The sequence below is a fragment of the Ekhidna sp. ABH4_415 genome (genome assembly GCF_056161305.1).
The window spans coordinates 56,180-69,662 of record NZ_JBSWYW010000001.1; the positions used below are offsets into that span (position 1 = coordinate 56,180).

Consider the following 13,483-nt stretch of genomic DNA (forward strand, 5'->3'; position numbering starts at 1 on the left):
AGCATTAGCTTAGGCTTATGCATGGCGATCCCCAGGGGGTCGCCTTTTTATTTATTAGTAGCTATTTTTAATAAGAAAATATTTAGTCATGCCCAAGATTAGAATCAACTCCGTCCAATGCACCACTCCGGATGAAATAGACAAGGACGAAATGTACCTTAAGAAAGATGGTCACAAAATTTGGCCGGAGGGGGAACGATATCATCGGGTTGATACCGGTGATGTTGAGGAAGTGGGTTTGGTATTTGATGTTTCAGAAGGGTGGAATGAAATAGAAGTGTGGGATTATGATTACGTGAGCCTGAACGACAAGTTGGGCGTTTTTAAATTCAAGGTGGACGACACACCGGGCAAATACTCAACATCTATGACGCTGCTCGAGCGAAACAGCACGGCAAGCTATATGCTATTTTGGGAGATACTGGATAAAGATGGAAAGTCTGTTGACGACTAAACCGGCAGCCTGTATCCTTTAATTGTCTTGTAAAGCCGGACTGCATGAGAGTCAGTCAACCCACTGATGAAATCAATGACGATTTGTAACGCTTCATAAACAGATTCTGCATTTTTAAGTTGGACCTCAAACTCCTCCGGAAGTAACCTCAATACCGATTGATGTTTTGGAAGAGGAATATCAAAGTATTTCGCATATACAGCAGTCGAAAACGCTTCAATCAGATTATCGATGACTTCATAACCACCTGCTTCTTTTTCCAAAACAATCTTGGACCGATAAATTTTCTCAATTGAGAGATCGATTATTTTCTTCATCGCAGGAGCTGATGGAATGAGACTGGTTAAATCCGTATCGAAGGAACCATCCAACATGTGCTCTTCATGCTCAATAAAAGCATCTGAGCATTCCTTAATAAGTTGATTGATGGCCAGGGCCCGCAAGGTTCCTAAACGTTCATTTTGTGAAGGAATTTTTTGGACTTTCTCCTCAGAGTAAGAATCACCGATTATTTCTGCAAGGAGTTCCTTAACTGTTTCAAACGGAACGAGACCCAAGCGACAGCCATCTTCCAGATCTATGATGTGATAGCAAATATCGTCTGCAGCCTCCACTAAAAATGTCAGTGGATGTCTACACCACTTGTTTTCGCCGACAGGAATCAATTCCATCTCATTGGCCATTTCATGAAAAAGCTGTGAGTTACACTGGTAATACCCGAACTTCTTCTGGCTTTTTCTTCCCTTTTCCTTTTCGCAAGATGACGAAAGAGGATACTTGGTAAAAGCTCCCAGCGTGGCGAATGTGAGCTTCAGTCCCCCATTGCCTTTACCATTCAGAATCCGAAGGCCTTGCGCATTCCCTTCAAAGGTGGTCAAGTCTTTCCATTCTTTTTCAGACACTTTTTCTTTAAAGAATTGCCCCTTTTCATTTGTCAGGAAAAACGACGAAATGCTGTCTTCTCCCGAGTGTCCAAAAGGGGGATTCCCTAAATCGTGAGCCAGGCAAGCCGCCCCAACAATTCCTCCAAAATCATGTATTGTGTAGCCGGACTTTCTTAATTCAGGATACTTATCCAATAGGTGTGTTCCGGCATTTTTGGCCAGAGACCTGCCTACTACAGCTACTTCCAGACTATGAGTGAGACGTGTATGTACGAAATCATCTTCCGGAAGAGGGAAAACCTGGGTCTTATCTTGAAGCTTTCTGAACGGGTGTGAGAAAATTATACGATCATAATCCTGATCGAACCTGCTACGCGTTTGATCATGAGCGATTGTATTGGTTTCTCCCGGACGCTTGTGCGATAAAAGTTGAAGCCAGTTCATATTGAAAAATTAGGTGTTTTCTAGCAAAACCGGATCCTGGCGAAGCAACCGACAAAGTGTCCGATAGGTTTTTGGGTGTCTTTCATTGAACTCGATTGGTCGCTCGAAAAAATTCTCGACAGCAACAGCAAAAAATTCTTCATTATTAGCGCTTCCATATTTTCGGAAGAAGCTTTCTGTTCCGGCTTTTATTTCTTTCATGGTATGCGAGGCACGTGCTTCCCACTCTTCCAGCACTTCATGATTCAGAAAATTATATTCCTCATTCATGATTCGATTTTCTAATCGAAGGGCATGTGCCATCTCATGAAGTCCCAGATTTCTACCATCAGGCTTTAAATACCCTTCAACAAAATATTTCCAAGAAAGCACGATGGTTTTTGCTGTGGGGTTGACCTCACCTTTATGATGCTTTTGATTGGCTTTGCTGTAAAACGTCTCTGGGTAGATTAGGATATACCTAAACCAACTCAGGTTGACTTTTGGGAATCCGAATGTAAGCTGAACCGCGGAAGCTGAAATCAAGACTTTCATTTCCCATGTCACATGGTCCATTTGCCTTGGAATGAATTTTTTTGAGCTGATGAAAAGGGCCACTCTCCGCTCAAAAGTTTTCCTGGACTTAAGTGGTAGCTTTTGATAAAACTCAAAGTTATTCTGAAGAAAGTCTTTGTGTTTTGCACTAAGAAAAAATGCAGGGAAAAGGGTTCCAGTCTGATTGAATCGAATGACCCATCTTGCAATGAATGGGATCAATAATATGAGTAATAACTCCAATGATTAAATGTTTTTCAGCAGATGCTTTAGATCTACTTTTTCATGCAATTTTTGGATCAACTCTTCAACGGAAACGCGTTCCTGATTCATGGAATCCCTTTCTCTAATAGTAACCGTGTTGTCTTCCAATGTCTGATGATCTACTGTCACGCAGTAAGGCGTTCCTATTGCATCCTGACGTCTGTATCTCCTACCAATGGCATCTTTTGCATCGTATTGGAATGAGAAATCAAAACGTAGTTCATTCAATATTTCTTCTGCTTTTTCGGGAAGTCCATCCTTATTGACCAGTGGAAGCACAGCAACCTTATTTGGAGCTAATGCTGGTGGAATTTTGAGCACTGTTCGCTCGCTTCCATCTTCCAGCTTTTCCTCTGTGTACGCAGCAGACATAATTGCCAGGAACATTCGATCTAAACCAATCGAGGTTTCTACCACATATGGCACATAGCTTTCATTAGTGTTTTGATCAAAGAATTGAAGCTTTTTACCTGAATGTTGCTCGTGAGCCTTTAGGTCAAAGTCGGTTCTGGAGTGGATACCTTCCAGCTCCTTAAAACCCATCGGGAAATTGAATTCAATATCTGCTGCGGCATTTGCATAATGTGCAAGATTGATATGATCATGGAATCGGTAGTTCTCATCGCCAAGTCCAAGCGCTTTGTGCCAGTTGATGCGTTTTTCCTTCCAGTGCTCGTACCATTTCATTTCATCTCCTGGCTTAACAAAAAATTGCATCTCCATCTGTTCAAACTCTCGCATTCTGAAGATGAATTGACGAGCGATAATTTCATTTCTAAATGCTTTACCTATTTGGGCTATTCCAAAAGGGGGCTTCATCCGAGCGGTTTTCTGAACATTCAGATAGTTGACAAAAATACCCTGAGCAGTTTCAGGTCTTAGATAAATCTTTTCTGCGCCATCTGCGAGTGAGCCAAGCTCGGTAGAAAACATCAGGTTAAACTGACGAACATCTGTCCAGTTTTTCGATCCTGAAATCGGATCAGCAATCTCTAATTCTTCGATCAGGGCTTTAACATCTGCCAAATCTCCAGACCCCAGGGCATTACCTAGTCGGTCTTCAATAGACTTTATTTTTTCCTTGTAGCCAACAACTCTTGGGTTTGTAGAAATGAATTGCTCCTCATCAAATGCATCCCCGAATCGCTTGGCAGCCTTCTTCACTTCCTTTTCAATTTTCCCTTCCACCTTGGCGATATATTCTTCAATCAATACATCAGCTCTGTATCGCTTCTTCGAATCTTTGTTATCAATCAAGGGGTCATTGAAAGCATCCACATGACCTGAAGCCTTCCATGTGGTAGGGTGCATAAAAATGGCAGCATCAATTCCTACGATGTTTTCATGCATGCGTACCATGGCCTGCCACCAGTATTCCTTGATGTTGTTTTTCAATTCAGATCCATTCGGACCATAGTCATACGTGGCACCAAGCCCATCATAAATGTCGCTGGATGGGTAAATAAAACCGTATTCCTTACAGTGCGAAACAATGTTTTTTAAAGATCCTCCGTCTGGTGTATTGCTCATAGCCCGCAAAGATATATTTCCTTCAATCTTTTGAGATCAGTTGGCTGGCTTTTTGTGTAAATTCAAAAATGTCTCTTAGCATACATCTAGCCACCTTTAACGTCGTATAAGAATCCGAACAGAGTGAAAGTGCGTTAGTTAGCTACCTAAATCGAAATCAATCATGAAAATTATACTTGCGTTGCTCACGTTTTTATTTGCTCATTTAGTGTTTTCACAAGCCGGAGTATCTCACAAGTCCTATGATGAATTACTTCAGAAATATGTGGACGAAAAAGGCATGGTTGATTATAAAGGATTAAAAGGAGATAGGCCGGAGCTTAAGTCTTATCTATCCATGCTGGAAGCGAATCCACCACAGAACAATTGGACAAGGGATCAGAAACTGGCCTATTGGATTAATGCATACAATGCGTATACATTAGAATTGATTTTAGAACATTATCCCGTTGAGAGTATAAAAGATATTGGGTCCACAATTAAAATTCCTTTTGTGAGTACGGCGTGGGATATCAAGTTCATAAATATCGGTGAAGAAGAATACGACCTGAATAACATCGAGCATGGCATAATAAGGAAAGAGTTTGATGAGCCACGAATTCATTTTGCCTTGGTCTGTGCTGCAGTTTCATGTCCGAAGCTTCAGAGAACAGCCTATGTCCCGGAGAAGCTAGATGATCAATTGGCAAAGGCAACCAGAGAGTTTTTAGCAAATCCGGCAAAGAATGAATTTAAGAATGCCAATCAGGCAACTCTCTCGAAGTTATTTAACTGGTATGGAGGAGATTTCAAGAAAAACGGCACCTTAATCGATTTCATTAATGAGTATGCGCCGACTAAACTTAGCAAGAATGCAGATATAGATTGGAAAGATTACAATTGGGCCCTAAATGAACAGCAATGAAAAACCCCTGCTTTTTTAAGGCAGGGGTTCAATTGAAAAATCTTTTGGAATTATTTTACAATTTTTCGGCCAATGCTGTGGTATTCAAAGCCCAGCTCCTTCATTTGGTTCAGGTCATATAGGTTTCGACCATCAAAAATTACTTTGTTCTTTAGAGCACTGGTTATTTTTTCAAACTCCGGAGTTCTGAAGATTGGCCATTCCGTCATGATCATCAATGCATCTGCATTTTCCAGCGCATCATACTGATCATTCGCGAAATAAATATCACCCCCAAATAAGCCCTTCACATTTTCCATCGCTTCAGGGTCATAAGCTTTCACATCAGCACCAAGACTCAAGAGTGTTTTAATGTTCTCAAGTGCAGGAGCTTCTCTTATGTCGTCTGTGTAGGGCTTGAATGCCAGCCCCCACACGGCGATTGTTTTGCCCGAAAGATCACCGTTAAAATAATTTTTCAATGGATCAATCAGCCTTTGCTTTTGCTTAGTATTTACGGACATTACGGAGTTAAGAATCTTGAAATCATAATCCACCTCAGATGATGACTTGGCCAGTGCCTGAACGTCTTTAGGGAAGCAACTACCTCCATATCCGATTCCTGCAAAGAGAAAACGGTTGCCAATTCGTGTATCAGTACCGATTCCTTTTCTTACTTTATCAACGTCAGCTCCCATTAGTTCGCATAGATTGGCGATCTCATTCATGAAAGTGATCTTTGTTGCAAGGAAAGAGTTAGCAGCATATTTGGTAAGTTCAGCAGATCTCACGTCCATGAAAATGATCGGGTTTCCCTGCCTTACGAACGGCGCATATAGTTGCTCCATAAGCTTTATGGACTTTTCAGACTCAGCTCCAATCACCACCCTGTCCGGCTTCATGAAGTCATCTACTGCAACACCTTCTCTTAAAAATTCCGGATTTGAAACTACTTCAAAATCCACCTTGGCTCCTTCTTTTACTTTAGCCGTTACTTTTTCAGCTGTGCCCACTGGAACGGTGCTTTTATCAACGATCACAGTGAAATCTTCAAGCATTGGTCCTAAATCCTCTGCTACTTTCAGCACATACTGAAGATCAGCAGAGCCGTCCTCTCCCGGAGGGGTAGGTAATGCCAGGAAGATAATCTTAGCGCCTTTTATGCCTTCTTCGAGACTGGTGGTGAATTCTAGCCTTCCTTGCCTAATGTTTCGCTCGAAAAGTGCTTCCAGTCCAGGTTCGTATATTGTGATCTGCTTATTTCTAAGTTTTTCGACTTTATTCTCATCTATGTCAATGCATGTAACATGATTCCCTGTCTCCGCGAAACAGGTTCCGGTAACAAGCCCAACATATCCAGTTCCAACAACTGCTATTTTCATTTGGTGAATTGTTTATTTCTTAACGGGGCGCAAAACTAAGGCTTGTTTGTTTATCTAAGTATTAACAATCCTGTTTTTAGACGAACAACATTAGTAATTTTGCGTTCCCAATTAAAGCAAACGTTTTAAAGTATGTCTACAGCAACATTAACCCCACCCCAGGAGGTAAACGAGAACAAAGAAATGATCGCACAAATGGTTCGAGACTTTTGCGCAAAAGAGATCGAACCAAATAAAATGAAATGGGACGAATCCCAGGAGTTTCCAAAAGAGGTTTTCCATAAGATGGGCGAACTAGGCCTGCTGGGGGTCTTAGTTCCTCAGGAATATGGCGGTGCTGGCTTTGGCTATCATGAATATGTTACCGCGATCATTGAGCTCTCAAAAGTAGACGGGTCAATTGGTCTTTCTATGGCTGCTCACAATTCCCTTTGCACAGGACATATTTTACAGCATGCAAATGAAGAACAAAAGAAAAAATACTTACCAAAACTAGCGACCGGGGAATGGATTGGAGCCTGGGGGTTGACTGAGCCGAATACAGGATCAGATGCTGGAAACATGAAAACCGTTGCTGAAAAGGATGGTGATGAATGGGTAATCAATGGAGCTAAAAATTTCATTACTCATGGAAACTCTGGGGAAGTTGCGGTAGTAATTGCGCGAACTGGTGAGCCAGGAAAATCCAGAAACGCAAGTGCCTTTATTGTGGAGCGAACCAATCCTGGATTTAAGCAAGGAAGAAAAGAAGATAAACTGGGGATGAGGGCTTCTGAAACTTCAGAAATGATTTTTGAAGATTGCAGAATTCCTGCTAAGAATCTGATTGGCGAGGTGGGAGATGGTTTTGTACAGGCCCTAAAGGTTTTAGATGGGGGCAGAATTTCTATCGCAGCATTAGGTTGTGGAATTGCGGAAGGTGCACTTAATGCAGCTATTGCTTACTCTCAAGAACGAGAGCAATTCGGAAAGTCAATCTCGAATTTTCAGGGCATCTCATTCAAGCTTGCTGATATGGCAGTAAAAGTGGAGGCTGCAAAACTATTGACATACCAAGCTGCTGAGCTTAAAAATCAAGGTAAAAGTGTGAGTAGAGAGTCTGCTATGGCTAAGCTCTACTCATCTGAGATAGCCGTTGAAGTGGCCAATGATGGAGTTCAAATCTTTGGAGGGTATGGTTACACCAAGGATTATCCTGCAGAAAAATACTACAGAGATGCTAAGCTCTGCACCATTGGGGAGGGCACATCTGAAATACAAAAAATCGTAATTTCCAGAACCTTATTAAACCAATAATTGTAAGGCTGTAAAATAGCTGCTATATTTGCGGCCCAATTAAAAAATCTGAAATGTTAATAATCAACGTTAAAGAGAACGAATCGATAGACAGAGCACTGAAAAGATTCAAGAAGAAATTCGAGAAGACAGGAGTACTAAGAGAACTTAGATCTAGAACTCACTTCAAAAAGCCATCTGTGGCAAGAAGAGAAGAGATCATCAAAGCGAAGTACATCCAACAGATCAGAGACGAGGAAAATAAATAATCCTTTCTCCTTCATCTTCACCTAAGATTTTAATAAGTTAGTAATCACCTCAAAATTAGAGGTGATGCTGCTTATGGTGGAGACCTTCCTAAAATATCTTTCCTTCGAAAAACGCTACAGTCAACACACCGTTGAAGCTTATCGGAAAGATCTCCTGCAGTTTTCAGAATTCTTAAACACTGATTACGAAATCAGTGACCTATGTGAAGTAAAACACCCACAGGTGCGAGCATGGGTGGTAAATTTGATGGATGAAGGATTATCTCCAAAATCTGTCAACCGGAAAATAGCTACACTCAAGTCCTATTATAAGTTTTTACTGGCAAGAGACTACCTGGAGGTAAATCCTACAACTCAAATCAAGCTACTTAAAACTCAGAAAGATCTCCCCTCATTTGTGAAAGAAGAAGAGATCACAGACCTTCTGGATCGGGTGGTATTTTCACCTGATTTCTCTGGCCAAAGGGATAAGCTCCTTCTCGAGCTTCTTTACTCCACAGGGATTCGCCTGGCCGAGTTACAGGGCCTTAAGGAAGCCGATGTTAATTTTTATGAAAATACCGTTCGGGTGCTTGGAAAAAGGAACAAAGAACGTATCATCCCAGTCGGAAATTCGTTAATACAATTGATAGGCAACTATCAAAACCTAAAAAAAGAAATGGGCATGAAGGAGGATATATTGATGGTCACCGACGCTGGAAAAAAACTATATCCCATGTTCATCTATCGAAAGGTTAAGGCGTATTTAAGCGCTGTTACAACCTTAAGCAAAAAGAGCCCGCATGTAATGCGGCACACTTTTGCAACCCATTTACTAAACAAGGGGGCAGACTTGAATGCAGTAAAAGATTTACTGGGACATACCAGCCTGGCTGCAACACAAGTCTACACCCATAATTCAATAGAAAAGCTTAAGGCCGCCTTTGATCAGGCACATCCTAAGGCTTAATGTATAACCTTAAAACGTGACAGACATGAAGTTACAGATGCATTCCATTCACTTCGACGCAGACGTTAAGCTGCTCGATTTCATCCAGAAGAAAGTTGACAAGTTGGAGACTTTTTATGACCGGATCATCGATGGTGAGGTTTTTCTCCGAGTGGAAAAAGACAACTCCAATGAAAATAAAATAGTAGAAATCAAACTGAATGGACCTAAGAACCAGTTCTTCTCCAAAGAGAAGGCGCGTTCATTTGAGGCAGGTGTAGATGCAGCTGTAGAAGCTCTCAGAAGGCAGCTGAAGAAGCATAAGGAAAAAGTAATGGCGCATTAATAAATAGTTTAGCCAAATAAAAAAGCCCCATTTGCAAGTCGCAGATGGGGCTTTAAATTTTATATGATCTCAGATTAGCTTTTCCACTTGATCGTACATCCAATGGCTCGTTTTTCAGTTACCGCAGGCTTTTTACCCGCCTTGATTGCTTTGATTGCATCCTCCACATATGTTTCAGAAACATCGGTCGGATCATTTGGGCTATCATCTATTGCCCCAATAAACTCAACTTTATACTTTCCTGCAGCCTCTTTGTTCAGGACATATACATGAGGAGTTTTAGTTGCTCCAAAAGCTTTGGCTACTTGCTGACTGTCATCTCTTAAGTAAGGAAAGGTATACCCTTTGTCATTGGCTCTTTTCTTCATTTCTTCCATGGTGTCACCTGGTTGTTGCTTCACATCATTGGGATTTATTGCAACAACAGGGAATCCCTGATTCGCAAATTTTTTGTCAAGATCTATAATTCTTGATTCATATGCCTTTGCATAAGGGCATGTATTGCAAGTAAAAATCACGATAAATCCTTCAGCGTTATTGTAGTCAGCCATCGAAATCATTTTGCCATCGATATTGGGCAATTTGAAGTCTTCGGCATAGTCGCCTACTCCGTAACCTGCTAGTGGTTCAGAGGCATTCATAAAAAGCACAGCCACTACAGCCATAAGGCCCACAATAAGTATAAATGTTCGTTTCATGGTTTTGGACATTTGTTAGTTCAAATATTTTTCTACTGTTTTCTCCAGCTCTTCTTTAGTAAACGCTTTTTCGTGGAAATACGTTTTCCCCAGGTCGGTTACAAATAATGTTGCCGGGATAGCACCTGACCAGTCCTGGCTTACTTTGCTCATGTAGTCATCAGGATCTTTCTCATCCAGAAAAAGCACATTGGATTTTAATGATTTTTTAGCAACAAATTTCTTTACCCGTTCCAATTCACTTTGAAAATCTATACTCACCAGATACACCTTAATATTTTTGTTTTGATTTTCAAGATTATCAAAATGAGGAAGCTCTTTGATGCAAGGTCCACACCAGGTGGCCCAGAAATTAAAAACGGTCAATGGAGCGTCAGTGTAAAGCATCTTTTTTTGCAGGTCGGCAAACTTTACAACTTCCACTTCCTGTGCAGAAAGTTGAATAGATGCTATGATGCATAAAGCCAGAGCTAGTCGTTTCATCATAAGAAATACGAAATTACTACATTCAGGTTTTCTCTAAACAGGAATATAAATTGATTTTGTACAAAACCAAGATTGATAGTTATTAACGATATGTTCCTCTTTCATTTTTGGTAATTTCCAGTTAACACAGCCTGAACGGTTTGTTAAAGCGGTTAACAAGTGCCTCAACACTGTGAAAGCCCACATTTTATTTAAGAGCAAAAATTAGAAAAATTCAATCCAAAAGTTCAGAAGACAATTTATCCACAAATGGGCCAAGTTATCCACACCCTAATGTCAGGTCAGTCTAATTAACTGATATTCAGATAATTAAAAATTATGTTAAATCAATTTATTTTGTTGATAACTCGAATCAAATACATTTAAAACATTGAAAATCAGCAGTTTATCAAATGATAATCATTCTGCCGTTTGCCTGATTAGTTTTTTACGATATGCGTTGAAAATACGAGACTTGGATATGAAACCAACATATTTTCCGTCATCGATAACCGGCAAGTTCCATGCCTGTGTCACTTCAAATTTATTCATGACAGATTGCATTTTTTCCTGAGTCGAAACACTGGCAGGTGGCTTGTGCATGATCGTTTTTATAAGAACATTTTTACGTGATTCATCATCGAACATCATCTCTCGAATATCATCGAGTGTCACAATTCCTTGTAACTCTTTGTTTTCATCCACGACTGGGAAAATGTTACGCTTGCTCTTCATTACCAATTTCACCAGATCATCAAGGGAAGCTTCAGGGTTGATGGTGAGCAAGTCTTTCTCGATGATCTTCTTTAGGTCAATAAGACTAAGTACAATTCGATCTTTATCATACTGAATAAGGTCGCCTGTTTCGATCAAACGCTTGGTGTAAATGCTGTGCTTTTCAAAATACGAAATAGTGCTGAACGAGATTGCAGAAACGAGCATAAGTGGGACGAAGAGCATGTAGCCACTTGTGATTTCCGCTATTAGGAAAATTGCTGTTAGTGGAGCATGTAACACGCCACTCATTACTCCGCACATTCCTACTAAGGTAAAGTTACTAGTGCTAAGTGAAGTACCTAAAATCGAATTCGAAGTGGAGCTAAAAACAAACCCGGATAATCCTCCCATGAATAGCGAAGGAGCGAAAATCCCACCACTACCTCCTGCACCGATGGTCAGAGCGGTGGCAATTGGTTTTACGAGGAGAATCAAAAACAAGAAGATAATTAATGAAGCTTGATTTTCCGAAAGCTGATAAAAGAAACTGTGATAGAATACTTCTGCTGAATCTCCCTGCAATAAACTCTTGATGGTTGCATATCCTTCACCATAAATAGGGGGAAAGGTCAGAATGATTAATGCCAATGAAAGCCCACCTACGGCTGCACGACCAAAGTCATTTTTCAGCTTTTTAATGTTTCCTTCAAAGAAGTACATTATTCGGGTGAAGTAAAGGGAGATGATCCCACAAACAGCTCCAAACAGCAGGTAATATCCTGTTTCGCTCGCTATAAAATTATCTGTGAGTTTAAAAGAGAAAAGAATGTCTTCACCCAGCAAAACCAGTGCGACCAGCTGTCCACAAACCGATGCAATAAGTAGGGGGATGAACCGACTGATTTTTACTTCGGTCAGAATCACCTCCATAGCGAAAATAACTCCTGTAACTGGCGAGTTAAAGATGGCTGATATCGCCCCGGCAGCACCACATCCCAGCAGAACCGTCCGTTTTTTATAGCCTAAATGAAAAAGCCTACCTAGGTTAGATCCAATGGCAGACCCAGTTACTACGATAGGTGCCTCCAGTCCCACGGATCCTCCAAAACCGACAGTGATAGCACTGGTGACCATTCGGGAGTACATTTTTGTACGACGGATGATGCTGGAGTTTTTGGATATGGAATAAAGAATCTGTGTGATACCGTGCCCCAGGTTTTCCCTGAAAACATACTTTGCAACAAATACAGTTAATACAATGCCAATAAGTGGATATCCAAGGTATAGGTAATTGATACTGAAAATATTCAGGTTCAACTCCAGGTAGTGGATAATCAGGTGTACAGTGCTTTTAAGAATTACGGCGGCCAGCCCTGAAAAAATACCAATCAAGCCGGCGGTGATCAGTAAGAAATTATTGTCGCTGATGTGTCGAATTCTCCACACCAGAAATTTCATCATTACAGCGCTTAATGTACTTTTTTCCTGATTTGCCATTTTGAAAAGTTTGGCAAAGGTAGGCTTTACTTTTAGCCAATAAAAGCACTAGACGATTACTGCGTTTTTCTTTTCCAGTGCTTCCTCTACAAATTTGAAAGTGGACAGCACCTCTGGTTTCCCGTCGACGACAGCAACATCATGTTCAAAGTGGGCTGAAGGCTTTTTATCAGCAGTAACAATAGTCCAGCCATCATTTAACTGGATAACTCTGCGAGTACCCATATTAATCATTGGTTCAATGGCTACAACAAGACCCTCCTGAATTTTCGGTCCTCGACCTCTCTTTCCAAAATTCGGCACTTCAGGAGATTCATGCATTTTCGTACCTAGACCATGGCCGACAAGCTCTCTAACTACGCCGTAACCATGGCTTTCTGCATGTTGCTGGATAGCGAAACTGAGATCACCGATTCGATTTCCAGCGACCAACTGCTCAATGCCTTTGTCAAGACACTCTTTGGTCACAGTGAGAAGTTTCTTCACATCATCATCGATTTCCCCAACAGGGAAAGTGTAGGCATGATCTCCATAATAGTCGTTTTTCAGAACACCTATATCCACACCAACTACATCTCCTTCCTCCAGTGGACGGTCGGTTGGGATGCCATGCACTACCTGCTCGTTGACAGAAGTAATAATGGAATTAGGGTAATCATATAGTCCTAGAAATGCGGGGACGCCACCATGATCCCGAATGAATTCATCAGCGATTTTATCCAGCTCAAGAGGGGTTACTCCTGGCTCAATTTTTTCTGCCATGAGCCCAAGTGTCTTAGAGACTATGAGGGCACTTTCCCTCATAATTTCTATTTCTTCTGGTGTCTTATACTTTATCATGCGATGCAAAAATACAAACAAAAAACCCTGGCTTCATTTAATAGAAACCAGGGTTTAGAAAAATTGTCTTTTT

At 41.0% G+C, this 13,483-nt stretch carries 14 protein-coding genes; 6 read left to right on the forward strand and 8 right to left on the reverse strand.

All coding sequences use genetic code 11. From position 1 onward, the window contains the following. Positions 1–88: 88 nt before the first annotated feature. A complete protein-coding gene (locus tag ACXAH9_RS00220) occupies positions 89–454 on the forward strand; it encodes a hypothetical protein (RefSeq protein ID WP_474892878.1) in 366 nt (121 codons plus the stop codon). Here ACXAH9_RS00220 and ACXAH9_RS00225 read toward each other — a convergent pair. Genes ACXAH9_RS00225 through ACXAH9_RS00235 form a run of 3 tightly spaced genes read right to left on the reverse strand, consistent with a single transcriptional unit; the run spans position 451 to position 4,110 of the window. Further along, positions 451–1,782 (reverse strand): deoxyguanosinetriphosphate triphosphohydrolase, encoded by a 1,332-nt coding sequence (locus ACXAH9_RS00225; protein ID WP_474892879.1) that lies wholly within the window; start codon positions 1,780–1,782, stop codon positions 451–453. The genes ACXAH9_RS00220 and ACXAH9_RS00225 overlap by 4 nt on opposite strands. Before the next feature lie 9 nt (positions 1,783–1,791). After that, on the reverse strand, positions 1,792–2,559 hold the full coding sequence (locus ACXAH9_RS00230; RefSeq protein ID WP_474892880.1) for a zinc-dependent peptidase: 768 nt from the start codon (positions 2,557–2,559) through the stop codon (positions 1,792–1,794). A gap of 3 nt (positions 2,560–2,562) precedes the next feature. Beyond that, on the reverse strand, positions 2,563–4,110 hold the full coding sequence (locus ACXAH9_RS00235) for a glycine--tRNA ligase (protein WP_474892881.1): 1,548 nt from the start codon (positions 4,108–4,110) through the stop codon (positions 2,563–2,565). A gap of 163 nt (positions 4,111–4,273) precedes the next feature. On the opposite strand from ACXAH9_RS00235, the gene ACXAH9_RS00240 reads away from it, so the two are divergent. Then, positions 4,274–5,014 (forward strand): DUF547 domain-containing protein, encoded by a 741-nt coding sequence (locus ACXAH9_RS00240; RefSeq protein ID WP_474892882.1) that lies wholly within the window; start codon positions 4,274–4,276, stop codon positions 5,012–5,014. A 50-nt stretch (positions 5,015–5,064) separates the two neighbouring features. On the opposite strand, the gene ACXAH9_RS00245 is transcribed toward ACXAH9_RS00240, so the two are convergent. Continuing rightward, positions 5,065–6,375, reverse strand: a complete 1,311-nt coding sequence (locus ACXAH9_RS00245) for a UDP-glucose dehydrogenase family protein (protein ID WP_474892883.1) — start codon at positions 6,373–6,375, stop codon at positions 5,065–5,067. A 132-nt stretch (positions 6,376–6,507) separates the two neighbouring features. Between ACXAH9_RS00245 and ACXAH9_RS00250 the strand changes: the two genes are divergently transcribed. The 4 genes from ACXAH9_RS00250 (at position 6,508) to hpf (ending at position 9,193) form a co-directional block, all read left to right on the forward strand. Next, the gene (locus tag ACXAH9_RS00250; protein ID WP_474892884.1) at positions 6,508–7,671 is read left to right on the forward strand and encodes an acyl-CoA dehydrogenase family protein; all 1,164 of its coding nucleotides are present in this window, start codon (positions 6,508–6,510) and stop codon (positions 7,669–7,671) included. Between the two features lie 53 nt (positions 7,672–7,724). Further along, a complete protein-coding gene (gene rpsU, locus ACXAH9_RS00255) occupies positions 7,725–7,919 on the forward strand; it encodes a 30S ribosomal protein S21 (protein WP_349565705.1) in 195 nt (64 codons plus the stop codon). Positions 7,920–7,983: 64 nt separating this feature from the next. Beyond that, positions 7,984–8,868: a tyrosine-type recombinase/integrase gene (locus tag ACXAH9_RS00260; protein ID WP_474892885.1), complete on the forward strand. Its 885-nt coding sequence runs from the start codon at positions 7,984–7,986 to the stop codon at positions 8,866–8,868. 25 nt (positions 8,869–8,893) lie between these two features. Then, positions 8,894–9,193, forward strand: a complete 300-nt coding sequence (hpf, locus tag ACXAH9_RS00265; RefSeq protein ID WP_424962881.1) for a ribosome hibernation-promoting factor, HPF/YfiA family — start codon at positions 8,894–8,896, stop codon at positions 9,191–9,193. A 74-nt stretch (positions 9,194–9,267) separates the two neighbouring features. Here hpf and ACXAH9_RS00270 read toward each other — a convergent pair whose 3' ends face one another. The 4 genes from ACXAH9_RS00270 to map form a co-directional block, all read right to left on the reverse strand. Next, on the reverse strand, positions 9,268–9,891 hold the full coding sequence (locus tag ACXAH9_RS00270; protein WP_474892886.1) for a thioredoxin family protein: 624 nt from the start codon (positions 9,889–9,891) through the stop codon (positions 9,268–9,270). A 15-nt stretch (positions 9,892–9,906) separates the two neighbouring features. Beyond that, complete coding sequence (locus tag ACXAH9_RS00275; RefSeq protein ID WP_474892887.1) at positions 9,907–10,377, reverse strand: TlpA family protein disulfide reductase; 471 nt, start codon at positions 10,375–10,377, stop codon at positions 9,907–9,909. Between the two features lie 399 nt (positions 10,378–10,776). Beyond that, a complete protein-coding gene (locus tag ACXAH9_RS00280; RefSeq protein WP_474892888.1) occupies positions 10,777–12,570 on the reverse strand; it encodes a chloride channel protein in 1,794 nt (597 codons plus the stop codon). 48 nt (positions 12,571–12,618) lie between these two features. Continuing rightward, positions 12,619–13,410, reverse strand: a complete 792-nt coding sequence (gene map, locus ACXAH9_RS00285) for a type I methionyl aminopeptidase (protein WP_474892889.1) — start codon at positions 13,408–13,410, stop codon at positions 12,619–12,621. Between the last annotated feature and the right edge of the window lie 73 nt (positions 13,411–13,483).